Origin of the sequence: Paraburkholderia sp. HP33-1, from assembly GCF_021390595.1 — a bacterium.
In the GTDB taxonomy this organism is placed as follows: domain Bacteria; phylum Pseudomonadota; class Gammaproteobacteria; order Burkholderiales; family Burkholderiaceae; genus Paraburkholderia.
In genome coordinates, this window is the sequence record NZ_JAJEJR010000003.1 from 904775 (window position 1) to 927326 (window position 22552).

Consider the following 22552-nt stretch of genomic DNA (forward strand, 5'->3'; position numbering starts at 1 on the left):
CTCGCGGATAGCCGCGGATAGCAGGAGAGATTTTCATGGCTGCAGTCACGTTGCAACACATCAATAAGACTTTCGGTACCACAGCAATCATTCCGGACCTTTCACTCCTCGTACCGGACGGTTCGTTTACCGTATTGGTCGGTCCATCTGGCTGCGGCAAGTCTACGCTGCTGCGGATGATCGCAGGGCTGGAGCAGCCGACTAGTGGAGCGATTTCGATTGGGGAACGGGATGTTACGCGCGAGGAGCCGTCAGAGCGTGGTATCTCCATGGTCTTCCAATCATATGCTTTATTTCCGCATATGACGGCGGAGCAGAATATCGATTTCGGTATGCGACTCGCCAAGGTCCCTCGGGCGGAACGTCAAAAGCGTGTCGCGTCCGCGGCCGAGGTATTGCATCTCACGCACCTGCTAAAGCGCAAACCGGCTGCGCTATCAGGCGGTCAACGACAGCGCGTCGCGATTGGGCGAGCAATTGTGCGCAGCCCCTCGGTTTTTCTGTTTGATGAGCCGCTTTCGAATCTCGATGCTGCGCTTCGTACACAAATGCGGGTTGAACTGGCCGATCTCCACGGGAGACTAAAGGCGACCATGGTCTACGTGACTCACGACCAGGTTGAGGCGATGACACTCGCAGATCAAATTGTCGTGATGAACGGTGGGCGTATCGAACAGGTCGGTACGCCGCTCGAACTCTACGACACCCCGAAAACATTGTTCGTGGCAACTTTCATTGGGTCGCCCCGGATGAATTTGATTTCGGGAGAAAGTGCGAACCTGGAAGGCGCGGCGACCATCGGCATCCGTCCGGAGCATATTGAACTGTACGAAGGCACGGGTGATAACGGGCCTGGCTGGGTTGGGCGACTTCGCTTTGCGGAGCACCTTGGTAACGAAACGATCTTTTATGTGGAAGCGGATATCGGCGAGGTTGTCGTGAGGCGAAACGGCCACCATTTTTTGAAGAATGGGACGGCGGTTCGGATGGTCCCCGACCGGAAGCGCCTCCACTGCTTTGACGAACAGGGGATTCGCATGCCGTCGGTGGTTTCGGCTGTAAATTGATCTGGATATGTCGGAACGCTCATGACCGAAACATCACCCATGAAGGTTGGAATCGTCGGCGCTGGAAACATAAGCGCGACCTACGTGGCAAATCTTCAAACGTTCGATTTTCTTGACGTAAGGTCGATATGCGCGGTCCATGAGCAACATGCCAGGGCAGTTGCCCAACAGTTCGATCTGAAGACTTCGAGTTTGGACGATATGTTGTCGGACTCGGACATCGAGTTGATCGTTAATCTGACTACTCCGTTGTCGCACTACGATGTGACGAAGAAGGCGCTCCTTGGAGGGAAGCACGTTTATTCTGAAAAGCCATTGGGCGTTTCGTTGATCGAGGCCGACGAGCTGATGTCAATTGCACGCGCTCGTGAATTGCGCCTCGGATGTGCGCCAGACACGTTTCTCGGTGGTGGCCACCAGTTGACTCGCCGCCTATACGATGAAGGCGGGATTGGTGAGGCGATCAGTGCAACTGCGATGGTGATGTTGCCCGGGCATGAAACATGGCATCCCAATCCAGGATTCTTCTATGGCCCGGGAGGCGGGCCCATGATGGACGTCGGTCCATATTACCTGACAAACCTCGTTGCACTACTTGGCCCGGTTAAGGAAGTGCTGGGGTCCACGAAAATCACCCGCGTCGAGCGCAAAGTCAAAACGGGCCCGAGAGTAGGCGATGTCATCAAGGTACTCGTGCCGACACACGTGACCGGAATAATGCAATTTCACTGTGGTGCCACAGTAAGCGTGGTTACGAGCTTCGATGTCCTCAAGCACAAGCACAATCCTATCGAACTGTACGGCAGTCGTGGTTCGATGCTGATCCCTGATCCTAACGAGTTTACGGGGAACGTCGAAATATTCTACGAAGGTGCAGAAAGCTGGGAAGGGGTGCATGTTAGCCACCCGTATATCGAGGGCGTTCCTGGTTTTCACGGGCTGCGTGGTATTGGGGCTGCGGAGATGGTTGCGGCGCTTCGAGCGGGGCGTCCTCATCGAGCTTCAGCGGAACTTGCCTTTCATGTACTGGAAGTCATGAGTGCCTTTGAGCAGTCGTCATCGGCAAAGAAGGCCATATCGATCGAAAGCACCTGCGGCCGCCCGACACCCATTTCAGCTAACGTAAGCGAGGGCGGATTTGACTAGACAGCATTCAGCGTTCACCGCCGTAGCTCGATATAAGAGCGTGCGCTCCGCTTGAGGATGGGCGCCTGCTCTGTACTTATCCACGTGGATCTCACGGACCCGACTCGCTGTACGTGCGGGCTCCTGAGGCTGATTTGGCCGGGGATATATGATTAAGGGAAATTTAATGTTGACAAAAAACGCCGCTGAGGCCCCGCTGTATAAAGATGCGAGCGCCGCGATTGAAGATCGCGTCCAAGATCTTCTTGAGCGAATGACCTTGGAAGAGAAGATTGCACAATTGCACGCTGCCTGGCTCAAGTTGTCCTCGGACGGGAACCACCAGTGGCGAGTCGCAGACTTTGCGCAACGAACCACCGATATTTCGATCGATGCGCTGCTTAAGCACGGCTTGGGACACATTACACGTCCGCTGGGGACTCATACGGTCGATCCGAAGGAGGGTGTCCGCGCGCTCAATGAACTGCAGCGTCAGATGATCGAGGAAACCCGGTTGGGCATTCCGGTTATGTCCCATGAAGAGTGCCTGGTCGGTCTGATGATCAAGGACGCAACGCTTTTCCCTGCACCGCTGAACTACGCTGCAACGTGGAATCCGGATCTTGTCGAGGAAGTCGGGGAAGTGACCGGGCAGCAGGCACGCTCGATTGGCTGTCACCAGGGCCTCGCGCCTGTTCTGGACGTATCCCGGGATCCACGGTGGGGGCGGACCGAGGAGACGCTAGGAGAAGATCCGTATCTGGTCGGCGTGATGGGCTATCGATACGTTCAGGGGCTTCAAGGTCCGCAACGAGACCTTCTGGCGACGCTGAAGCACTTTGCGGGACACTCGGCGAGTGAGGGCGGACGTAACCATGCACCGGTTCATATCGGCCCGCGCGAGTTCAACGATATTTTCCTGTTGCCGTTCGAGATGGCCGTGAAGCTGGCCAACGCCGGTTCTGTGATGCCCGCCTATCACGATATCGACGGAGTCCCGTGTCACGCAGACCGGAATCTCTTGACGGAGATCTTGCGCGAGAAGTGGGGCTTCGATGGGCTGGTGGTGGCCGACTACGCCGGTGTGAACCTGCTTTACACGCATCACGGTGTCGCGGAAGATGCCGCGGCCGCAGCGGCACAGTCGTTTAATGCCGGCCTCGATGTCGAGCTTCCGGGTCACGAGTGCGCATTGCATCTCAAGACGGCACTGGAGCGTGGTGAGATTACGGAACCCGTTATCGATTCGATCGTCGCGCGGGTTCTCGCGACCAAGTTCCGTCTGGGCCTGTTTGAACACCCGTATGCCGACGCGGAAAAGGTCGAGCTGCGCAGTGCCGCCGCGTCACGCGTTGCGTACGAGGTGGCGCTGGAGTCCGCTGTCCTTCTCCACAACGACGGGACGCTGCCGCTCGATCCCGGCAAGCTGGAAAAGCTGGCCGTGATTGGGCCGACGGCGGATGATCCGCTTGCATTGCTCGCGGGTTACAGCTTCCCTGTTCACCTGATCAACGCGGGCGAGAACGCTGGAGCGCCGATGCCGACGCCGCTACAGGTACTGCGTGCCCGCTTCGATGACGGTGCTGTCGTCTATGCCAAAGGCTGCGACGTGATCAAGAACCGGAGCCAGGGGGCACCTGTCTACCCGGGCGACGTCGAAATGAACGACGCCATCAATGAAGATCGCTCCTCGCTCATTAGCCAGGACAAGGATCAGATTGGTGACGCCATAGAAGCCGCTGCGAATGCGGATGTTGCCGTCGTATTCGTTGGCGATCTTGCCGGCCTGTTCCAGTCCGGTACAGTCGGGGAAGGATCGGACACGGATAGCCTCGATCTGCCGGGCGTACAGCAGGCGCTGCTCGAAGCGGTCGTCGCCACGGGTACTCCGACGGTGGTGGTCCTTACGGGCGGTCGGCCGTACAACCTTGGCGGGTTGGAGGACAGGATCGCGGCGGAGATCATGGCGTTTGCTCCGGGTGAAGGCGGTGCGGAAGCATTGACCGACCTGTTGACTGGTCGCAAGAATTTCTCCGGCCGCTTGCCGCTTTCCGTGCCCAGGAGTGCGGGGGCAGTGCCTTATTTCTACAACCACAAGTTGAAGAGCTCCGGCACGCCGATTGCCTACCACTTTGGCTCACGCTTTCCGTTCGGGTTTGGCCTGAGCTATACGCAATTCCAGTACGGTGGCCTGGAACTGAAGCAAAATGCGGTTGCGATAGAAGACGGGACGGTTGAGCTGCAATTTGACGTTAAGAATGTCGGAGAGCAGGAAGGCACAGAGGTCGTTCAAGTCTACGTGCGTGACAAGGTTGCATCTCTCGTTCGTCCGGTGCGGGAATTGAAGGGATTCGCGCGTGTCGAGCTACGTCCGGGCGAAACGGGTAGGGTAACGGTGGCTATCCCCGTGGACATGCTGAACTTCACCAATGATCGTGGAGAGCGTGTCGTCGAGCCAGGCGTATTTGACGTGATGGTCGGTAGCTCGAGTCGTGATATTCATTTGAGTGACGCCGTAACCGTTCACGGTGGCGAATCGAGAGTTCTACCGGAGAGCTGGCGCATGGTCAGTGACGTGGCGATCGTTGTCGAGGCGGCTGTAACTAGCCTCGTGGACCACGCAATGAAGGTAGGAACCTGAGCAATACACCGGGGGGCCAGGGACCAGCCACTGGTCCCCGCCCGCTTCGTTAGCCCTATAGGGCTGTTCCGGTGTAGTCATAGACCACGCCGCTTTCCACGCAGCTGATTGAGTCGGCGTCCATACGTCGGCTCACCGCCTCAACCGCTCCTGGAGAAATTCGATGAAGCGTTGAGTCTTGGCTGGAAGAAGGCGGGTCTCCGTGATTGCGTACACCGGCACGGGGGCGCCGTGCCATTGAGGCATCACTCTGCGCAGTCGTCCGCCGGCAAGTTCATCGGCGACAATTTCCTCTGGCGTAAGGATTATGCCCATATCGAGCGTTGCAAGGCGGCGGATCATTCCAACACTATTGATGGAAAATCGGCAGCCCACGGGAACAGTCACGTTACGCTTTCCGTTGTACAGTGTCCAACTTCCGGGTTTCTGAATATTGAAGCACTCATGCTGCTTCAGGTCTTGCGGAACGGTCGGTTCTCCAGAGCGTTGTAGATATCCGGGAGAGGCGTAGAGATAGGCTTTGAGCGAGGCTAGCGGACGAGCGATCAGTTGTGAGTTCTCCTGCTCGCCAATGCGAATCGCGACATCGAAGGGTTCGCTTACGAGGTCGACCCGTCGTGGCGTCAGATCAAAATCGAAGGTGATGCCAGGGTAGGCTCGCGCGAATTCGACAACAATCGGCGTGAGGTAAGTCACAGCAAAGTCGACGGGCAGGGAAGCTCGCAGAACCCCGCTTGGTTGTGCCAGCATTTCACCGAGTTGCTCGTGCGCGAGTCGGGCCTCATCGACGATACGTTTGCAGCGCTCGTAGTAAATCCGTCCGGCCTCCGTCAGTTCGACCTTGCGCGTGGTACGGTGTAGCAGGCGTAATCCGATCGCTTTCTCCAACAAGCTGATTCGTCGAGAGAGGGTTGAGTTCGGCATTGCCAAAGCGTCGGCCGCACCACGAAAGCCCTTCGCCTTGACTACTTCGACAAACAACGCCATGTCGTTAAGCAACTCCACTGATTGCTCCAGATATGGTGCGATTCGTTATAAAAACATCATAGCTATTCCAAATAATATACTTTACGCGGGCAGCGCGGAAACGTACCAGTGACACGCTACGCGTAGATCAACCACGTCGGCTGGAGAGATGGACGCCTGCCAGCATGCACCGGACTGAACCTCCCGCGAGCTCGATCGTCGGTACGCCAAGTGGCAGTAGTTGTGCTGTGCGTTCTATCAGGCGGCGTTGATGCGGCGTGAGGCAGTCAAATGCTCGCTGCGACAGCGCGAGCACGCGGCCGTCGCGGCCCGACAGTTCAAGCGCGTTACCGGCGAAATTTGCAATTTGCGAGGGCGAAAGTGCGATGACTGTCCGGCCTGTCTCATTCAAACGGCGACGCACTTCGTCGCGGCGAACGTCGTCAACGATCAGATCGAGACCGATCAGTACGAACTCAGTCGCGATGCTCATCATCACGTTGGTGTGATAGATCGGCCGCCCTTGCGCATCAGCAGTGTCAAAACAGACTGGCTCGAAGTTGAAATTCGTGCAGAAGCGCTCTAGCGCAATCGGGTCGGCGCGCCGGGATCGGGCTGCATACGCGACCCTGGAGACGTGGTCTAGCACCATTGCACCGGTGCCTTCGAGAAATAGACCATCGTACTCGAGGCCGGAATAGTCGATTACATCCTGTACTCGATATTCGGACTTCAACATGTCTATCACATCCACACGCCGCTCGCGACGACGATTGGGGCTCGCCATAGGGTACAAGCCGACGTGGCCGCCCGGATGCGTCGACAGCCAGTTATTCGGGAAAACGGAGTCCGGCGTATCCTGCTCGCCGAAGTCGTCAAAGACGTGTACGCGTATGCCGACGTCCGTTAGTGCCTTCGCAGCGGCGCTGACTTCGTCGCAGGCAGCGGCCGACAAGGTGTGGGCTCCATTGGTGCCGGTTGCGTCTGTATGCTGGAACGCGTTGTCGGTTGCGGTTTCGGGATTCGGGTGGAAACGGTGCGGACGGATCATCACGACGGCACCCGGAGCCTGGATCGATACGAGGTTCATTTAAGGAAGCGAAGGAAGGGCAACGAAGATTCGGCTCGTGTGCCGAACCGTCTCAGTTTCATCGTGCAAACGCGTTTGCTTCAAGTGCGGATGAATGCTGCACACTGCCGGAAGACCCCTCTACGAGCGCAAACAGGTTCTTGGGATCGTTGGCGGGAGGAATGAGCGGAATGTCGATGCCGGCGTCGTACCGTTGCGCCAAGGTGTACAAGTAGCGCAGCGCGGAATAATCCTCAAGCGCGAAGCCGACCGAATCGAAGACCGTGACCTGGCTGGAACTCTGACGGCCGACGGCCTCGCCCTGAAGCACGCGCCACAGCTCAACTACGGGAAAGTCAGCGGGCAGTTGCTGGATGTCGCCTTCGATCCGCGTCTGCGGTTCATATTCGACAAATACGCGGCTCATGCGGAGCACGTCAGCATGCAGTTCGGTTTTACCGGGACAATCACCTCCAACAGCGTTCAGGTGCATCCCTGGCTCGATCATGTCGGGAGTTACGATTGTCGCGTATGTCTTGTCAGCGGTGACGGTCGTCACGATGTCAGCGCCGCGCACCGCATTTGCAATCGAATTCGCACGTACGATCTTGAGCCCGTCATACGCCGCGAGGTTTCGGATCAGCTTGTCGGTAGCAATGGGATCAACGTCGAATACACGAATTTCATCGACACCAAGTAGCGCGTGAAACGCGATGGCCTGAAACTCGCTTTGCGCGCCGTTACCAATGAGGGCCATTGTTCGTGAGTCAGAACGTGCCAACACGCGAGCGGCCAGCACAGATGTTGCTGCGGTGCGCAGAGCCGTCGTCAGCGTGAACTCGGCAAGAAGAACAGGGTAACCGGTGTCAACTTCCGCAAGGGCGCCGAATGCCATAACAGTGTGCAATCCGCGCGTGGCGTTGACCGGATGCCCATTCACGTACTTGAACGCATAGAGCTTTGAGTCCGCGACCGGCATGAGTTCAATCACCCCATCACTCGAATGGCAAGCCACTCTTGGAGATTTATCGAAGTCGGCCCACCGAAGGTAGTCCGCGCGAAGCGTGTCAACGAGTTCTTCCAGGAATCGGGTAATGCCGGTTTGTGCGACTAATTGGGCGGTCGCGGGAACATCAAGGAAGCGAGTCATCTTTTGTCTCCAGGGGGCGGATGCGGCATACGGCCGTTCGATGCAGCATTATTTCCCGGCTCCCCGACAACAAATAGCCACCAAAACTGTCATTTATGTCGATAGAATTAGCAAGATGACAAATCGGATTGGCAATTTGACAAGGAAGCTGGTGCGACGAGAGCGGCGCAGTGCCGCTGATCGGCGACCACATGCAAAGCGAGGAGGGTACGGATGACTACGCTCGACGATGTTGACCGGCAGCTCATCGCCCTGCTGCGCGATAACGCAAGGCTGTCGGTTGTCGCTTTAGCGAAAGAACTGCGTGTCGCGCGCGCGACCGTACAGAACCGCCTCGCACGGCTGGAGAGCGGAGGCGTGATCGTCGGTTATACGGTTCGACTGAAACCTGTCGCAGAACGGCACAGGATCCGTGCGTTGATGTCAATTGCGGTCGAAGGCAAGCGTGCGGCCGATGTCGTCAAAGTGCTGCGCGGGCATCCGAACGTCGCCACGATACACAGCACTAATGGCCGATGGGACTTGATCGCTGAGTTGCAGGCGGATTCATTGGAAAGCTTTGACCGCGTGCTTGGGGCGATTCGGTTGATTGACGGGATTGCAAGCACAGAGACAAGCATCCTGTTGTCGACGCACAAAGCGTGAGTTTGCCGGCTCCTACCGGGAGATTGGCCGGCCCCCGAAGAACATTATCTTTGCGGCGCCCTGCGTTGCCCGGATGGTAGCCGTGCGGGGCTGCGCCTGCGGTTCGAAGACCGGAAGCGCGAGGTCGTCCAGACCGAATCGACGATCACCTACGTTGACCGTACCGAAGATAGGCATGACGAAGCCAACATGTCCGGCAGGAATAGGCACCTCGAGCGTGGCATCGTCGTCGAGGGATATATCGAGCATCGTCACAGGCGTAGGTAGATTCAGCGGTGACTGCGCGCTTGCGAAGGCTCCCGCGGGCACACGCACCTTCGCTCCGGGAAACTGAAGGACAGGTACATCCTGTGGCTCGATGCTCAGCGAGAACGGTGCCGAGTCACGTAGTTCAGGCGGAAGGTGCACAAAAATTTGCAGCGCGTGAACGGTCTTGCCACTTTCCGCAGGAACTTCTTCGTGCACCACGCCTTTGCCAGCAGCCAGCCAATGGAGACCACCAGGCCGGATCAGGTTGCGGTTGCCGATCGAGTCCCGGTTGTCCATTCCTGTCTCCGAATCCAGGAAGAGATACGACACCGCCGAAAAGCCGGCGTGGGGATGAGGGGGAAAGGTTGGGGCACTCATCCAGGCATGATCGACTGAGAGAAAAGGGTCGATCAGTTTGGACATCCCACGCAGGCCATAGGCCCGGAAGTGACCACCGTGGTTGGCCCGCTGTACTGGGAGAACGGCATGCATGGCTAAACCTCTTCAAGCTGTTGCTGCGCTCAAGGTCGGATAGTCGACATAGCCCTGCGCGCTTCCACCGAAATACGTGTTGCGATCCGCCTCGTTCATCGACGCGCCGGATTTCAAGCGGACGACAAAGTCCGGATTGGCAAGGACCATTTGGCCGTATGCTTCGAGCTCAGCCAGCCCCGCAGCGACATCGGCACCGATCTGGTCGCGCGGACGACCCGGACGGTTCAGTACGAGCGTTGAGCTCCACAACTTACGAATGTCGGCAAGAAGCGGCTCGTTGCCCTGATGCATGATGTGCAGGTACGCAAGACCCAGCTTGTCGAGTTCGCCGACCAGATAGCGGTACAGATCGGGCCCTTCGGCGCCCTCGTCGATGCCCCACATGGTCGTGCCAGGAGACAGACGGATAGCCGTGCGGTCCGCACCAATCTCTTCGGCGATGGCTGCGGCGACCTCGATGGCGAAGCGCGCACGATTTTCGATCGAGCCACCATATTCATCGGTGCGGGTATTCGCGCTCGGGGCGAGGAATTGCTGAATCAAATAGGCGTTTGCGCCATGGATCTCGACACCATCGGCGCCCGCTTCGATCGCACGGCGCGCCGCGAAGCGGAAGTCAGCGACGGTCTGATGCACTTCCTCGGTGGTGAGGGCGCGCGGCGCGGGGATATCTTGCATACCTTTTGCCGTGAACATGCCCGTTCCCGGGGCGATTGCGGAGGGCGCAACACCTTGGCGGTGATGCGGCGTGTTATCGGGATGCGACATCCGTCCCGCGTGCATGAGTTGGAAGAAGATGTGCCCGCCCTCGGCATGCACTGCGGAAGTGACCTTCTTCCAACCGGCGACATGCGCGTCGGTGTAAATGCCCGGTGTAGTGAGATAACCCTGTCCATCGTCCGACGGTTGCGTGCCTTCGGTAACGATCAGGCCCACGCTGGCGCGCTGTGCATAATATTCGGCTGCGAGATCGCCAGGCGTGCCGTCGAAATTTGCCCGGCTGCGGGTCATTGGAGCCATGACAAGCCGATTTTTCAGGTCGTAGCGTCCCAGTTGGACTTGGGTGAACAGTTGCGTCATGATGCGTTTTCCTTGCTATAAGAAAGTGGCTAGGTGCCTAAGTGCTGTCGGTTAAGTAGAGCGCAGTAAAAAGGCAAATGCCGACCAGGTCGTTGGCTTTCAGTCAGACGCGTTCGCCGTTACCTTGTCGTGAGGGAAACATCCGCCTTGGCGACCAATTTCTCGGACGCGGACATAAATTTTTGAACATACTCGTCGGTCAGCCCGGGTGAGGGAAGGATGGCCTCGCCGCGACGGTTGAAGAGGGCGCCGCTGCGCTGCTCGATGTCGGGCGAAACCAGCAGGGGAGCTATCCGCCGGACGTAGGTATCGGCAGTGGGAGTTAGCAGACCAATCAACATTTCCGTGACGCGTGACTTCAACGAGTTTTTTCCAAACAGGTTGTCACGGATATTTGTCTTGATGAGACCGGGGTTCAGCCCAAAGAACGTGGCGTTCGCATAGCGCTTTGCCGCGTCAAGTACAAGCGTTTCGTTGCCGGCAACTGTATTCATATGCGCCCTCATTGCTCCGTAAGACGACTCGGAGTTAAGGTCGGCGAGCGTGCCGATCTGACCAGTTCCCGGATAGCCCATGACGAAAACACGTGGCTTGATTCGTGGCGCCGAGCGTCCCGTGCCCAGTTTGGGCGCGATGCGTCGCAGGATGACCAGGCGATTGAGGTAACTGACCGCCATGTCGCGCTCAATGCCCTCTGAAGTTTCCTGCCGTTGGGGAGCCGCAAAAATGCCGGTGGTGAATACAACCAGATCCAGTGTCTCCGCGCGTAGAAGATCTGCCGCCCGTTGCGACTCGTGCATCAAACTGAGGTCAGCTTTGATGAACTGGATCCCCGGGATCTCAGCGTCTCGGAAGGTTTGGCCGACGACAATGACACGGGCGCCTCGTGAGGCCAGGAAACGGCTCAGCGCTCGTCCGATACCACCGGTGCCACCCACTATGGCGACCTGGAAACCCGTAAGGTCAAGATCTGTGGCGTCCACTCTCCGCCATGTCAGACTCCGATCCCGCTGCATGATGGTTTCCTCAAAAATTTCGTTGAAGAAATCATGCTCTTCAATCTTACCTGGATAAAGACGGTAAATTCGAATTCATTGATCCATTGATGGAGCAATGGCGTGAGTGCATCTGTCGGCTGGCATGTGAAGGCGCAGCGTCCGGTATTGTCTTTGACGACTTGCCCGGAACCGCGTCCCTGATTTGCCCGTCTGCCCGTCAGGCAAGGCGGGGAGCGATGCGAAGCGGCGTGGGTAACTCGATGCCAACACCGGCTCTGGCGGCTCTAGCGAGGATCTCTACCCCAAGTGCCAGGTCTGACACGCCCATGCCCATGGCCTTGAACACAGTAATATCGTCGCTAGCGTTTCGGCCACGCTCACGCGCTACGACATCGCACAGGGACGATACTTCGTTCCATCGTTGTGCCTCGCCATATGTCCGGATCAATTCCATTGACAGCTTTTGGGCTGCCGACAGATCGTCTACCACCGCGCGTGCGCAGCGCGAGAACACGTCATCTGCCAGTTCGAGGCGTTCTTCCGTGATTGCACCGACTGCGTTGATATGAGCCCCAGGCGCAACCATCGAAGCGAGGAGGAACGGTTGCGTCGCGCGGGTCACCGTCGTGATAATGGGCGCGTCTTTTACCGCTTCCTCAACGGAGCCTGACTCGACAATTTCGATGTTCGAGAAAGTTTGCCGCGCACGTTCGATAAATGCGCGACGCTTCTCCACACTCGGGCTGAACACCCGAACCTGCCGAAGCGGGCGAACGGCTGCAACGGCAGCGAGTTGAGCGAGCGCCTGCTTGCCGGTACCGATCAGGGCCAATACGTCAGCGTCTCGTCGCGCGAGCCAACGCGTCGCCACTCCCGAAATGCCGCCCGTGCGCATTTGCCCGAGCGCGAATGCTTCGATAATCGCCTTCAGTTGCCCCGTGGTCGAATCGAACAGAAGGAGCAAAGGGCAGGTGCCGCCAGTGGTGTGCGCCCAAGTCTTTGTTCCCACGAGACCGCTGCCCGGAACAGTCGCGCCAATCGCATGCAGATTGTTCTCATCCCATGCGACGTGCGTCTTGACCATGTTACGGGCCTCACCGCTTGCCTGAAGCGCGAGCCCCTGTTCGAGGGCTCCGATTGCGTCCGGCAAACTCATCAGGTCCACGACGTTCTGCTCAGAAATCCAGATTGGGGAAGTCATGGCACTATCATTCCTCGAAAATCGAAGGCACCGGCGGCGCCAGCTGCAACGTGTTGACCACGATGGCGTGGGTGATATATCGACCGATCAGCAATGCGAAAGCCATTGCTTCCGACGGGGGCACAAGGCTCGCGAAAGCCTCGAACTCTTGGTCGACACCGATGCCGCGGTTTTTGAGGGCGGCGAGCGCATAGACTTGCGCAGCGGTCTCGACCTCAGTGAATGTGTTGGCAGCGGCCGGGTCGAGTTTGGCAACCTGAGCTATCCAGTCGCGGGGAAAGCCCAACTTCACGCTCAATCGCTCGTGTTGGTACCGCTCGTACCGATTTTCCATAAAGCCGGCGACGGTCAATGCGCCAAGCTCCGTGAGGCGGTCGGGGAGGGCGTCCTTGAGCGCGTCAGTGAAATGCATGAACTGAAGAATGACATCGGGTGCATTCCCGGCGCATTTGAATAACTCGCCGAGATAGCCAAGCCGCTTGACTCTGGGCTCAAGATAGGTAGCCAGATCAGGGCGTAGTGACTCCATGTCGAGACGCGGAATCTGTGTGCTCATTTTTGTCTCCAGCATTTGATTGCTTTGTCAGAACGCGCCCGCGAGCACGCCGGCCTTGATTTCGAGGTAGTCGTCGATGCCATATCGCGAACCTTCACGCCCGACGCCGGACGCCTTTACACCACCAAACGGAACCACTTCCGACGAGATTGCACCCGTGTTGATACCGACCATGCCCGTTTCGAGCGCCTCGAATACGCGCACAATGCGCTCCATACCCGTCGCGAAGAAGTAGCCTGCCAGGCCACACTCGGTATCATTGGCAAGAGCGATACCTTCCGCTTCCGTACTGAACCGAATGATTGGGGCGACTGGTCCGAATGCTTCCTCACGGAAGATCCGCATCTCAGGTACAACATTGCGCACGACGGTCGGCGAGAAGAAGTTGCCTCCCAGCGGATGACGTTCGCCGCCGACGGTCACAGTGGCGCCTCGAACACGTGCCTCGTCGATCAGCCCGCTCAAGTGGGTGATGGCGTCGGCATTGATGAGCGGCCCTTGATCTACGCCGTCGACAGTCCCGGGGCCAACCCGCAGTTGAGACACTGCCTGCTCGAACGCGTCGCAGAAGGCGTCGTAGACACCGTTTTGCACGAGAAAGCGGTTCGTACACACGCACGTCTGTCCTGAGTTACGGAACTTTGAAAAGATCGCTGCAGCAACTGCCTTTGGCACGTCCGCGTCATCGAAAACAATGAACGGGGCGTTGCCGCCAAGTTCCATCGAGACTTTCTTGACGGTCGCTGACGACTTGGCCATTAACTCCCTTCCCACTTCCGTCGAGCCGGTAAAAGTCAGCTTGCGGACCATCGGATTGCTGCAGAGTTCATCACCGATCCGGCGAGCGCTACCGGTGACAACGTTGATCACGCCGGGAGGTACTCCCGCTGCCTCAGCCAGTACGGCCAGCGCGAGTGCAGTGAACGGAGTTGCGCTGGCCGGCTTCAGGACCACTGTGCAGCCAGCCGCCAGGGCCGGCCCAACCTTGCGCGTCACCATCGCCGCAGGGAAATTCCACGGTGTAACGGCTGCGCATACGCCGATCGGCTGTTTCAGAACAAGGATGCGGTTGCCTTCAACCGGAGCAGGGAGGATGTCCCCGTTCACTCGTTTTGCCTCCTCGGCGAACCATTCGATGAACGACGCGGCGTATCGAATCTCGCCGCGAGACTCGGCAAGCGTTTTGCCTTGTTCAGTCGTCAGAATGAGCGCTAGATCGTCGATGTTTTCGAGGATCTTTTCGTTCCATGTCCGCAGCACCTGCGCGCGCTGTCTGGCCGTCGTGCGTTTCCAGCTGTCAAAGGCGGTAGCTGCCCGCGAGACGGCTGTCTTCACTGCGCCCACGTCCAGGTCAGGTACGTACCCGACCGTCTTCCCCGTGGCAGGGTCGCGTACGCTGAACTTCGGACCGCTATTCGAGGTGATCCACTCACCACCGATGTAGGCGGCCTCGCGCAACAGATCTGGGCGGCGGAGCGCAAGAGTTGCCATCTCGTCTGATCTTCTGTTCATAGGCGCACCGTCCTTAGATCAAGCCTGCACGCTCGAGAACGCCGTCGAGGCGCTTCTCGAGTTCTGGTGTCGCGCACACCATCGGGAGGCGATGTTCGTTGGTCGGCAGTAGGCCCATCCGCTTCATCATGTACTTGATGGGAATCGGATTCGTATCGAAGAAGACCGAGAGATTCAGTTCGAACAGGTCGAAATGCAGCTTTCGGCCGGCTTCGAGATCGCCGCGTTCGACGGCTTCGCAAAGTTGTGCGACCTTGCGCGGGGCGAGATTGCCCACGGCGTTCATGAGCCCACACGCGCCGACCGCCAGCATCGGGAAGCTCAGTTCTTCGAGCCCGACGAAAACACGCCAGTCAGGACCGAATGCGTCGAGCATGTGGGTAACGAAGCCCATATCGTTGACCGCGTGTTTCATGCCGACGAGATTCGGCGCACGCTCCTTGATGGCCTTGACGGTGGACAAGTCCATGCTGACCGCTGCGCGTCCGGGGATGTGGTAAATCAGAACCGGACGATCGGTCCGAGCCGCAACTTCAGCGTAGTACTCGACAAGACCCCGCTGAGGCGGGCGGATGTAATAGGGCGTTACGACGAGCAGTCCGGCAACCGCCGCCTTGTCCGCATGTGCAGTCAGTTCGAGCGTGTCGGCGAGTGACTGCGAGCCGGTGGCCGCGAGAACCGGGACGCGTCCGGCGGCTGCTTCGATCGCGACGTCCACGAGCCGGTTGCGTTCGCTTACCGTGAGTGAGCTGGGTTCCGCAGTGGTGCCGTTGACGAGCACACCGTGCCCGCCGTTGGCGATTTGCCAGTCGACGAGGCGTGCGTACGTTTCGTAGTCGACGGCGCCATTGCGGAACGGCGTGACGATCGGAGTAATCGACCCTTGCAGTGCAGCTAGTTGGTTCATGGTTGTCACCTTCAGGCGCCAGCTGCACTACGGTTGGTCTGGAATCCGGTCTGTGTGCCGAGCAGTGCGGGAGCTTCTTTCATGCTCTCCTGCCAAAGCAGCGATTCCATGTAGATATTGAGCGGCTGATCCTGAATAGTCAGTTCGTACACCGACTCGTCGTGCGATGCATGGTTGTGGACTGCCCAGCCCGGAGCCGACAGCATCAGATCACCCGCCTTCCAGTCGTAACGATTGCCGGCAACCATGCTGTGACCGGAGCCGGAGAAGTAGTAGTTGATTGCAGCGGAGACGTGACGGTGCGGCCGATCAACGATCTTCGGCGGGCGAATCGTCATCGTCGCGAAGAAGTTCGGCGTGATGCCATTCGTGCGACCTGTAGCGGGGTTGTACATCATGTACAGGCGTCGACCGATGTAGTCGCTGCTCAGCGCGGCGAGTTTGTCGAGTTCAGACTTGACGGTTTCCCAGGCAAAGTGAAGCGGCTTCGATTCGATAACCGTTGGGTTGATCAGCGTCTCGTACGGCATGAGCAGGCCGCCTTCGGTGCCGATCGGGAAGGTACCAAACGGATTCTTGCGCCGGGGATCGTCGTCGGCGTGGGTGATCGCGGGGCCGCTCTCGACGTTGAGCGCAACGTCGAAATCGGGGACGTAGATTTCCATGTGCTGCAGAAGGGGAACGTTCGAATAGGTAAGGCGAACCTGAATCTCGTCGGTATCGTTGATGTGTTGATATGCAACGTAAGAAGGGTGATTCCAGACGTCGTACTGGCGGAACGAGATCGAACGACCGGCAACGATTGTGCGGCCACCACCACGGATGCAGAAGTTCACCTCGGTCGCGTTGTGGCGCATCGGTCGCGTCGATTCGCCCGGCAGCAGCACATGAAGCACCACCTGGATGCCAGGTGCGAGTCCCGGACTAGTGCGGTCTGCAGCCGGATGGACGATGAGGGATTGACGGCGACCATCTTCCGGAGCCGGCAGCGCCGCAAGCCGCGCCACTTCAGCCTCGATTTCCTCGCGAGTGATGACGAGCGGTTCCCAATAGTGATTGTCGCGTGGACTTGCACCGGTTTGATCGATGAACATGGCTTGGCGAGTCGCGAAGTCGCGCTTGAGTTCGTGCATGGTTTCCCCTTCCTCCTGGACCGATAGTGGCTTTTTCGCGGCAATTGCTGCATTGCTTCGACGATGCGCAAACGATAGGCTTCGTGCAGTTAATAATCAAGATTGAGAATTCAAATCAACATAACGAGCGCGACACCCCGGAACGGCGAGCTTCCGTGGTGTTCACTGGCGCAGCGGTACAATTTGTTGATTACGTTCGATGATTCAAACGCAAGTAAATGCTCAAAGATCTGTTGACTCGTGCCGAAGTGCTCGAACTGCTCAGTATCAAGCCCGGTACTCTCTACGCGTATGTGAGCCGGGGAATGATCAAGACCGCGCCTCACCCGGATGGGCGTAAGAGCCTGTACTACCGGACGGACGTCGAGCGCATGCGCAGTCGCAAGCGTGGGCGGCCGCCGGCAGTGGCCGCGGCGGAATCGACGATGCATTGGGGAGCGCCCGTAGTTGCGTCTGCGATCACCCAGGTGACGTCCGAGGGTCCGCTTTACCGCAATCGGTCTGCTGTCGAGATGGCGCGAACCGGTGTTGCTTTTGAATCGGTCGCGCAGCTATTGATAACGGGCATGTGGCAGGACAATTTCGCACCGTGGCCCGCAATTGCTACTCCCGTCGACGTGAGGCAGTTGCTGGATCACTACCGAAAGAGCCCTGTTTCTGGCGATATCGGCAACTTGCTTGGTATGGTTACCTTCGGACTGGGCATGCAAGGCCGTGGAGCGCAGGAGATTGCGGACGGCGCATCTGTGCCCGCCGCGCGACTGATCATGCAGACGATGGCGGGCTGTCTCGGCTTTCTGCAGTCCGTACGTCGATATGTTGAACGCCAGCCGCATGAGTCACTTGCTACTTTCCTTCTACGCATCAACGGTATTGCTCAGACGCCGGAAGCAGTCAGTGCCGTGAATGGAGCGCTCATCGTCCTTGCCGACAACGAACTTGCGCCGGCCACGTTCGCCGCGCGTATTGCGGCTTCGACAAATGCTGACCTTTTCAACTGCGTATCCGCGGCAATAGGGGCACATCTGGGCTTTTCTACAGGTACCGCTACGCAAAAGGTTGAGACGGCTTTGTTACAGACGACCTCTGCGAAGGATCTCTCCCAGAGGGTAGGTTTGGTTAAGGAATACGGTGCGAGTCTGTTCGGATTCAATCACCCGATGTATCCAGGCGGTGATCCCCGTGCAGATCTCATTCTTGAACTGACGCGCTCGCTACCGAAACTCAATGCGGCAACGCGGAACACGCTAGCGTTTCTGGACGATGTTCGGAGTAGCCTCGAATCCCGCCCCGGAGTCGCGATTTCACTGGTAACACTGACACGCGCGTTGGGTATGCCGGACGGCTCGGCCACGGCCATTTGGATCCTCAGTCGCGCCAGCGGCTGGGTTGCCCACGTGCTTGAGCAGCGCACTTTAGGGTTCTTGCTACGCCCGCGTGCGAAGTTTGTGGGCAAACCGTTGTCGCGATGATCGACGTGCCTTCGACGTAAAGACCGGTGCCAAGTTATTTTCAGCCGTCGGAAGGCGCGTCATCCGCAGCAGGAAGCTGGTTTCTGCCGTCACCCGCGCTCAGCAAGATCCAATGCGTCAACAACGGTCGTTTGCGCGCAAAGTTTGCGAAAGTACCGCGAGTTTATCGGAAGCCAAATCGGGGCTCGCCGCTGAAGCGAAATTATCAATGAAACGAAACGTCGAAGACAGCCTTGAAAAAGCGCCGCTTTCTCCATTGAGCACACTGTATTGCGAAGCTGTCGTCCGGCAAATATCACACGGATATCTAACTACTTTAAGCAAATCCTGTCCGCAAGCATTTCAAAATTCACAAATACGGATAGCGACGAAGAAGTGTGACTTTCCGCACAGAGAAGCAATTCGACCGGATCATTATGAGAGCGCGTGGCCTACATTCCCGAGTACATCGTGACTCGCGTTTCGTGGTCAACTACATCGACGCTCAATTTCAATCAACAGGAAGATCATGCGCGAGCTCGCCATCGCGTTGCGCGTCGCTTTGGTTCTCATCGCCATCAATGCTCAAGGTGTGTGTGTCACGGCCATCGCAGAATGACGGATTGCTGTAACACACTACTGAAGCCCTGATCGAAATAGCGATGACCGCACAGCCACACTGAAATTTTTCGCATTAAGCGGCGTCGGGGTGACTCATGGCCAGACTTCCGATTCCGCTAATAACATAATTGGAGCGCCGCGTGAAAAACGAGAACTGCGATTCGTTTGCCAGTTTCAGCGTTTTTGACTGCTTGCGGTGGCGGAGGGAATGGTACCTCGGCGACTGCAATCGCAAATGCGGATGCACAAGGGGTGTCTCGAGATATCGAAGGCTTGCCTGGCGCCTGTTGTGCGCTATTGTGTCGCTCCTTATCGTGCCGGCTTGCGCGCTTGCGCAAACGAGCAACCCGTGTCCGCGGCCCGTGGCAGGGAGCGTGGCCGTCCCGCCCCCGAATCTGTATTCCAGGGATGGCGTCCTCTCCGTTGAGTTCAACTACTACACGACGGTGGATGCGGATGGCCGAACCCTGTTCTGTTTCGTGACGCCGGATGGGGCGCAAGCACCGACGCTGCACATCAAGCCAGGGGATCGCCTGGACGTGCTCGTTCACAACGACGTGCCGGCGCCGCCTGCGGGTGCCCCGATCGAAGTCATGTCCAGCCCGTCCGATCAGTGCGGCTCTGCGATGATGACCATCACGTCCCTGAACGTGCATTTTCACGGGACGAACACTTCGCCCGCCTGCCATTCGGACAACGTCATTCGCACCCTCATCAATTCGAATGAGAGCTTCAACTACTCGATCCAATTCCCCATTGACGAGCCTCCTGGTCTGTATTGGTATCACCCGCACGTTCACGGACTCGCCGAGGCGGCCCTGCAAGGCGGCGCTTCCGGCGCCATCATTGTTGAAGGCATGGAGCAATTGCAGCCAGCCGTGGCCGGTCTGCCCGAGCGCGTGCTGGTGATCCGAGACCAGACCGTCGCGGGCAATCTCACGCCAGGCGGTGCCGTGCCGTCATGGGATCTGTCCGTGAACTACGTGCCGGTACCATACCCGGCGTTGACGCCTGCAGTGATCGAAATGAAGCAAGACCAGCAAGAATTCTGGCGCGTCGTCAATGCGTCGGCTGATTCCATTCTGGATCTCCAGCTCGCGTATGACGACGTTGCGCAACCGCTGCATATTGTGGCACTGGACGGTGTACCGACCGGATCGCAAGACGGGACAAGACGCGGCCACATGCTCACGAGCGAGCACATCTTGTTGCCCGCGGCGGGACGTGCCGAATTCATCGTCGACGGCCCATCGGCACTTGTGAAGCAAGCGGTCCTTAAAACGTTGAAGGTCGATACGGGCCCCTTGGGCGACAGTGATCCCCAACGGCCCTTGGCTCTCGTCAGGACCGTGGGGCGAACGAGCCTGGCGCAGATCCCGGCCAGCACCTTTGCTCCAGCCGGTCCTCAGCGTTTCGAGAGACTGGACAAGGTCGTTCCGAGCGCAACGCGCAAGCTCTACTTCTCGGAGGTGGTTTCGGACCCGAACAATCCCGCCAGTCCAACCAATTTTTATATCACCGTTGACGGGGCGACACCGAGATTGTTCGACCCCAACGAGCCCCCCGCCGTAACGACCCACCAAGGCTCGGTGGAAGAATGGACCATAGAGAATCGCACGGGTGAGAACCACGTCTTTCACATACACCAGATCCATTTTCTGTTAGAGGCTGTGAACGGCGAGCCTGTGTCTGGAGACCAGGAACAGCTCTTCGATACCTATCAAATACCGTATTGGAGTGGCTCAGGACCCTATCCCAGCATCAAGGTTCGCATGGATTTCCGGGGGGCTGACGTGGGGGACTTTGTCTACCACTGCCACATCCTGGGCCATGAAGATAACGGCATGATGGCTATCGTCCGGGTGCTGCCGCGCTCATGAATACCGATTTGCACGCCCCAATGGATGATCGCATGCCAGTGGCAGGAGTGCGCTCTGCCAGAGGTCGCACTCGCGCGCGCGTTTGTGCATGCATGGCGGCCTGTATGTGCGCTGCCGCAGCGACCATCGCTCTCGCCCAGCCCCCCTCGCTCATTGGAGGGCACTTCGCGCTCGTCACTACGGCAGGCGCTGCCGTCACCGAACAGTCCTATCGCGGCAAATGGCAGCTGATCTATTTCGGCTACACCTCGTGCCCCGATGTGTGTCCGACCGTGCTGACAGAGGTCAGTGTGGCCCTTGAGGCGCTGGGCCCGCTCGCCGGGAAAATCCAGCCTCTGTTCATCACGGTCGACCCGGCGCACGACACGGCGCAACTCCTCTCGGCCTATCTGGGATCATTCGATGCCAGGATCGTGGGCCTGACCGGAACGCCCGAGCAAGTCAAGGTCGCAGCCAAGTCGTATCGCGTCTTCTATCGCATACGGAAGCTAAAGGACGACGCGTACACGGTGGACCATAGTTCGTTCCTGTTCCTGCTGAATCCAGACGGCGAATTTTCCGCACTGCTGTCTGGGGATCTTCCTGGACACAAGCTTGCTGATGAACTGCGCAAACGCGTCCGGTGATGCCGACCGGTCGAGGGGAAAGGGCTTGTGAACTCAGGTTCTCGTTCCGGCTCAAGCCTGACGTGCGCGTTGACGGTGTCAGCGGTCGTTCTCGGCCTTGGCGTGGCAGGAGTACACGCCAAGACACCCGCGGATGCCGCATCGCGCATCGCTAATGCTGACGACCCTGCCTTGGTCAACGCAGGAAAGGTCGTTTACCTGCGTAAGTGCGCGTCGTGTCATGGCCGAAACCTGCAGGGCCAGCCGCTCTGGCAACTCGAAGATCAGTTCGCACCTCGGCGTGCGCCCGCTCATGATGAATCTGGCCATACCTGGCAGCACGCCGATGCGGATATCTTTCACATGATCAAATACGGGCGTTTCAGCGCGACACACCCGTCCCAGATCAGTTATATGCCTGCCTTCAAGGACGTGTTGAGTGACGCCGAAATCTTGCAGGTCATGGCCTCCATCAAAGCCCGTTGGCCACTTGGACTTCGCGTCTCCCAGGCAATGCTCAATCCTGGCTTTGCCGGCATGCCACCTAATGCCGGGGACGTTGAATGGACGCTGCCGCCGAATTGCAACGCCACTGCGGCGCGCTGGCGTGCCCAGTCCCGTTGAGCGAAGCGTCATGACACCTGCTGCGCGGCATGTCGAAGTTGACCCGCTTCGACGGACAGTTGTGCATTCAGAGATTGAATGTGATCTAGCCTCCATGTGACGGTGAGGCGCGGGTTGTCCACGGACTGGCAGCGGGGTGCTTCTCTCGCCCATGACGCTGCCCGTCGGCGGGCAACCCGCAATGCGACGATGTTTGTATTTGCGCGTGCAACTGTTCGAACTCTAGCGGTGAAAGGTAGCGCAGGCTGCTGTGCAGGCGGCGCAGGTTGTTCAAGATTGCGCCGTGCCAACCAAGGGCGAACGCGCTCAGCAGAACCGTTTCTGCCAGCCCCTATGAAGCCCTTTTTGAAACCCTTTCTTAAAGCCCTTCCACCCCTGAATGACGCTTGGCGGACCGCTAGCTGCCGTACGAATGTCCATGGAAAGACAGTCTCGAATGTCCCTTCCTGCCCGCTTGTACCCGCTGAATTACGAGGCCACAAAGCGGCCATTGGCATGAGGGTATGTTTTCGAGCGCCGGCTAAGGGCACTGAAAGCCGAACGCGGACAATCGGCCAATAGTTGCGGTTCACGCAAC

General features: G+C 58.3%; 19 protein-coding genes. 8 read left to right on the forward strand and 11 right to left on the reverse strand.

Annotated elements, in window-relative coordinates; all coding sequences use genetic code 11:
* The first annotated feature begins 35 nt into the window (after nt 1-35).
* The 3 genes from L0U81_RS31070 (at nt 36) to L0U81_RS31080 (ending at nt 4833) form a co-directional block, all read left to right on the forward strand.
* Nucleotides 36-1067, forward strand: coding sequence for an ABC transporter ATP-binding protein (locus L0U81_RS31070; RefSeq protein WP_233809601.1), 1032 nt, complete (start codon nt 36-38; stop codon nt 1065-1067).
* Between the two features lie 21 nt (nt 1068-1088).
* The gene (locus L0U81_RS31075; protein WP_233809604.1) at nt 1089-2213 is read left to right on the forward strand and encodes a Gfo/Idh/MocA family protein; all 1125 of its coding nucleotides are present in this window, start codon (nt 1089-1091) and stop codon (nt 2211-2213) included.
* Nucleotides 2214-2379: 166 nt separating this feature from the next.
* Entirely contained in the window at nt 2380-4833 is a 2454-nt protein-coding gene (locus tag L0U81_RS31080) for a glycoside hydrolase family 3 N-terminal domain-containing protein (protein ID WP_233809606.1), read from the forward strand.
* Between the two features lie 132 nt (nt 4834-4965).
* Here the strand turns inward: L0U81_RS31080 and L0U81_RS31085 are convergent, their stop codons facing one another.
* From L0U81_RS31085 to L0U81_RS31095, 3 genes are all read right to left on the reverse strand, one after another.
* The gene (locus L0U81_RS31085) at nt 4966-5838 is read right to left on the reverse strand and encodes a LysR family transcriptional regulator (protein WP_233809608.1); all 873 of its coding nucleotides are present in this window, start codon (nt 5836-5838) and stop codon (nt 4966-4968) included.
* 109 nt (nt 5839-5947) lie between these two features.
* On the reverse strand, nt 5948-6889 hold the full coding sequence (gene ctlX / locus L0U81_RS31090; protein WP_233809610.1) for a citrulline utilization hydrolase CtlX: 942 nt from the start codon (nt 6887-6889) through the stop codon (nt 5948-5950).
* A gap of 58 nt (nt 6890-6947) precedes the next feature.
* Nucleotides 6948-8018, reverse strand: coding sequence for an ornithine cyclodeaminase (locus L0U81_RS31095; RefSeq protein ID WP_233809612.1), 1071 nt, complete (start codon nt 8016-8018; stop codon nt 6948-6950).
* 213 nt (nt 8019-8231) lie between these two features.
* On the opposite strand from L0U81_RS31095, the gene L0U81_RS31100 reads away from it, so the two are divergent.
* The gene (locus tag L0U81_RS31100) at nt 8232-8663 is read left to right on the forward strand and encodes an Lrp/AsnC family transcriptional regulator (RefSeq protein ID WP_233809614.1); all 432 of its coding nucleotides are present in this window, start codon (nt 8232-8234) and stop codon (nt 8661-8663) included.
* 12 nt (nt 8664-8675) lie between these two features.
* Here the strand turns inward: L0U81_RS31100 and L0U81_RS31105 are convergent, their stop codons facing one another.
* From L0U81_RS31105 to L0U81_RS31140, 8 genes are all read right to left on the reverse strand, one after another.
* Entirely contained in the window at nt 8676-9404 is a 729-nt protein-coding gene (locus L0U81_RS31105) for a pirin family protein (protein WP_233809616.1), read from the reverse strand.
* Nucleotides 9405-9416: 12 nt separating this feature from the next.
* Entirely contained in the window at nt 9417-10487 is a 1071-nt protein-coding gene (locus tag L0U81_RS31110; RefSeq protein ID WP_233809618.1) for an alkene reductase, read from the reverse strand.
* A 119-nt stretch (nt 10488-10606) separates the two neighbouring features.
* Nucleotides 10607-11503, reverse strand: a complete 897-nt coding sequence (locus L0U81_RS31115; RefSeq protein ID WP_233809620.1) for an SDR family NAD(P)-dependent oxidoreductase — start codon at nt 11501-11503, stop codon at nt 10607-10609.
* A 199-nt stretch (nt 11504-11702) separates the two neighbouring features.
* Nucleotides 11703-12686 (reverse strand): ornithine cyclodeaminase family protein, encoded by a 984-nt coding sequence (locus L0U81_RS31120; protein ID WP_233809622.1) that lies wholly within the window; start codon nt 12684-12686, stop codon nt 11703-11705.
* A gap of 7 nt (nt 12687-12693) precedes the next feature.
* Nucleotides 12694-13242 carry a hypothetical protein gene (locus tag L0U81_RS31125; RefSeq protein WP_233809624.1) on the reverse strand — a complete coding sequence of 183 codons (549 nt, stop codon included), beginning with the start codon at nt 13240-13242 and terminating at the stop codon, nt 12694-12696.
* Nucleotides 13243-13269: 27 nt separating this feature from the next.
* Nucleotides 13270-14733 (reverse strand): NAD-dependent succinate-semialdehyde dehydrogenase, encoded by a 1464-nt coding sequence (locus L0U81_RS31130; protein ID WP_233809626.1) that lies wholly within the window; start codon nt 14731-14733, stop codon nt 13270-13272.
* A 34-nt stretch (nt 14734-14767) separates the two neighbouring features.
* On the reverse strand, nt 14768-15661 hold the full coding sequence (dapA, locus tag L0U81_RS31135; protein WP_233809628.1) for a 4-hydroxy-tetrahydrodipicolinate synthase: 894 nt from the start codon (nt 15659-15661) through the stop codon (nt 14768-14770).
* Nucleotides 15662-15672: 11 nt separating this feature from the next.
* A complete protein-coding gene (locus L0U81_RS31140; RefSeq protein WP_233809630.1) occupies nt 15673-16794 on the reverse strand; it encodes a cupin domain-containing protein in 1122 nt (373 codons plus the stop codon).
* A gap of 218 nt (nt 16795-17012) precedes the next feature.
* Between L0U81_RS31140 and L0U81_RS31145 the strand changes: the two genes are divergently transcribed.
* The 4 genes from L0U81_RS31145 (at nt 17013) to L0U81_RS31160 (ending at nt 21975) form a co-directional block, all read left to right on the forward strand.
* Nucleotides 17013-18266 (forward strand): citrate synthase family protein, encoded by a 1254-nt coding sequence (locus tag L0U81_RS31145; protein WP_233809632.1) that lies wholly within the window; start codon nt 17013-17015, stop codon nt 18264-18266.
* Nucleotides 18267-19240: 974 nt separating this feature from the next.
* A complete protein-coding gene (locus tag L0U81_RS31150; protein ID WP_233809634.1) occupies nt 19241-20746 on the forward strand; it encodes a multicopper oxidase family protein in 1506 nt (501 codons plus the stop codon).
* A gap of 104 nt (nt 20747-20850) precedes the next feature.
* Nucleotides 20851-21372 carry an SCO family protein gene (locus L0U81_RS31155; protein WP_233809636.1) on the forward strand — a complete coding sequence of 174 codons (522 nt, stop codon included), beginning with the start codon at nt 20851-20853 and terminating at the stop codon, nt 21370-21372.
* A gap of 27 nt (nt 21373-21399) precedes the next feature.
* Nucleotides 21400-21975, forward strand: coding sequence for a c-type cytochrome (locus tag L0U81_RS31160; protein ID WP_233809638.1), 576 nt, complete (start codon nt 21400-21402; stop codon nt 21973-21975).
* Nucleotides 21976-22552 lie beyond the last annotated feature (577 nt).

Excerpts from the sequence above, each read along its gene's own strand:
- L0U81_RS31140 (WP_233809630.1), bottom strand. The coding sequence starts at position 16,794 with ATGCACGAACTCAAGCGCGACTTCGCGACTCGCCAAGCCATGTTCATC.
- dapA (WP_233809628.1), bottom strand. The coding sequence starts at position 15,661 with ATGAACCAACTAGCTGCACTGCAAGGGTCGATTACTCCGATCGTCACG.
- L0U81_RS31120 (WP_233809622.1), bottom strand. The coding sequence starts at position 12,686 with ATGACTTCCCCAATCTGGATTTCTGAGCAGAACGTCGTGGACCTGATG.
- L0U81_RS31155 (WP_233809636.1), top strand. The coding sequence starts at position 20,851 with ATGTGCGCTGCCGCAGCGACCATCGCTCTCGCCCAGCCCCCCTCGCTC.
- L0U81_RS31105 (WP_233809616.1), bottom strand. The coding sequence starts at position 9,404 with ATGCATGCCGTTCTCCCAGTACAGCGGGCCAACCACGGTGGTCACTTC.
- L0U81_RS31080 (WP_233809606.1), top strand. The coding sequence starts at position 2,380 with ATGTTGACAAAAAACGCCGCTGAGGCCCCGCTGTATAAAGATGCGAGC.
- L0U81_RS31145 (WP_233809632.1), top strand. The coding sequence starts at position 17,013 with ATGCTCAAAGATCTGTTGACTCGTGCCGAAGTGCTCGAACTGCTCAGT.
- L0U81_RS31075 (WP_233809604.1), top strand. The coding sequence starts at position 1,089 with ATGACCGAAACATCACCCATGAAGGTTGGAATCGTCGGCGCTGGAAAC.
- L0U81_RS31095 (WP_233809612.1), bottom strand. The coding sequence starts at position 8,018 with ATGACTCGCTTCCTTGATGTTCCCGCGACCGCCCAATTAGTCGCACAA.
- L0U81_RS31070 (WP_233809601.1), top strand. The coding sequence starts at position 36 with ATGGCTGCAGTCACGTTGCAACACATCAATAAGACTTTCGGTACCACA.
- L0U81_RS31130 (WP_233809626.1), bottom strand. The coding sequence starts at position 14,733 with ATGGCAACTCTTGCGCTCCGCCGCCCAGATCTGTTGCGCGAGGCCGCC.
- L0U81_RS31115 (WP_233809620.1), bottom strand. The coding sequence starts at position 11,503 with ATGCAGCGGGATCGGAGTCTGACATGGCGGAGAGTGGACGCCACAGAT.
- ctlX (WP_233809610.1), bottom strand. The coding sequence starts at position 6,889 with ATGAACCTCGTATCGATCCAGGCTCCGGGTGCCGTCGTGATGATCCGT.
- L0U81_RS31100 (WP_233809614.1), top strand. The coding sequence starts at position 8,232 with ATGACTACGCTCGACGATGTTGACCGGCAGCTCATCGCCCTGCTGCGC.
- L0U81_RS31110 (WP_233809618.1), bottom strand. The coding sequence starts at position 10,487 with ATGACGCAACTGTTCACCCAAGTCCAACTGGGACGCTACGACCTGAAA.
- L0U81_RS31125 (WP_233809624.1), bottom strand. The coding sequence starts at position 13,242 with ATGAGCACACAGATTCCGCGTCTCGACATGGAGTCACTACGCCCTGAT.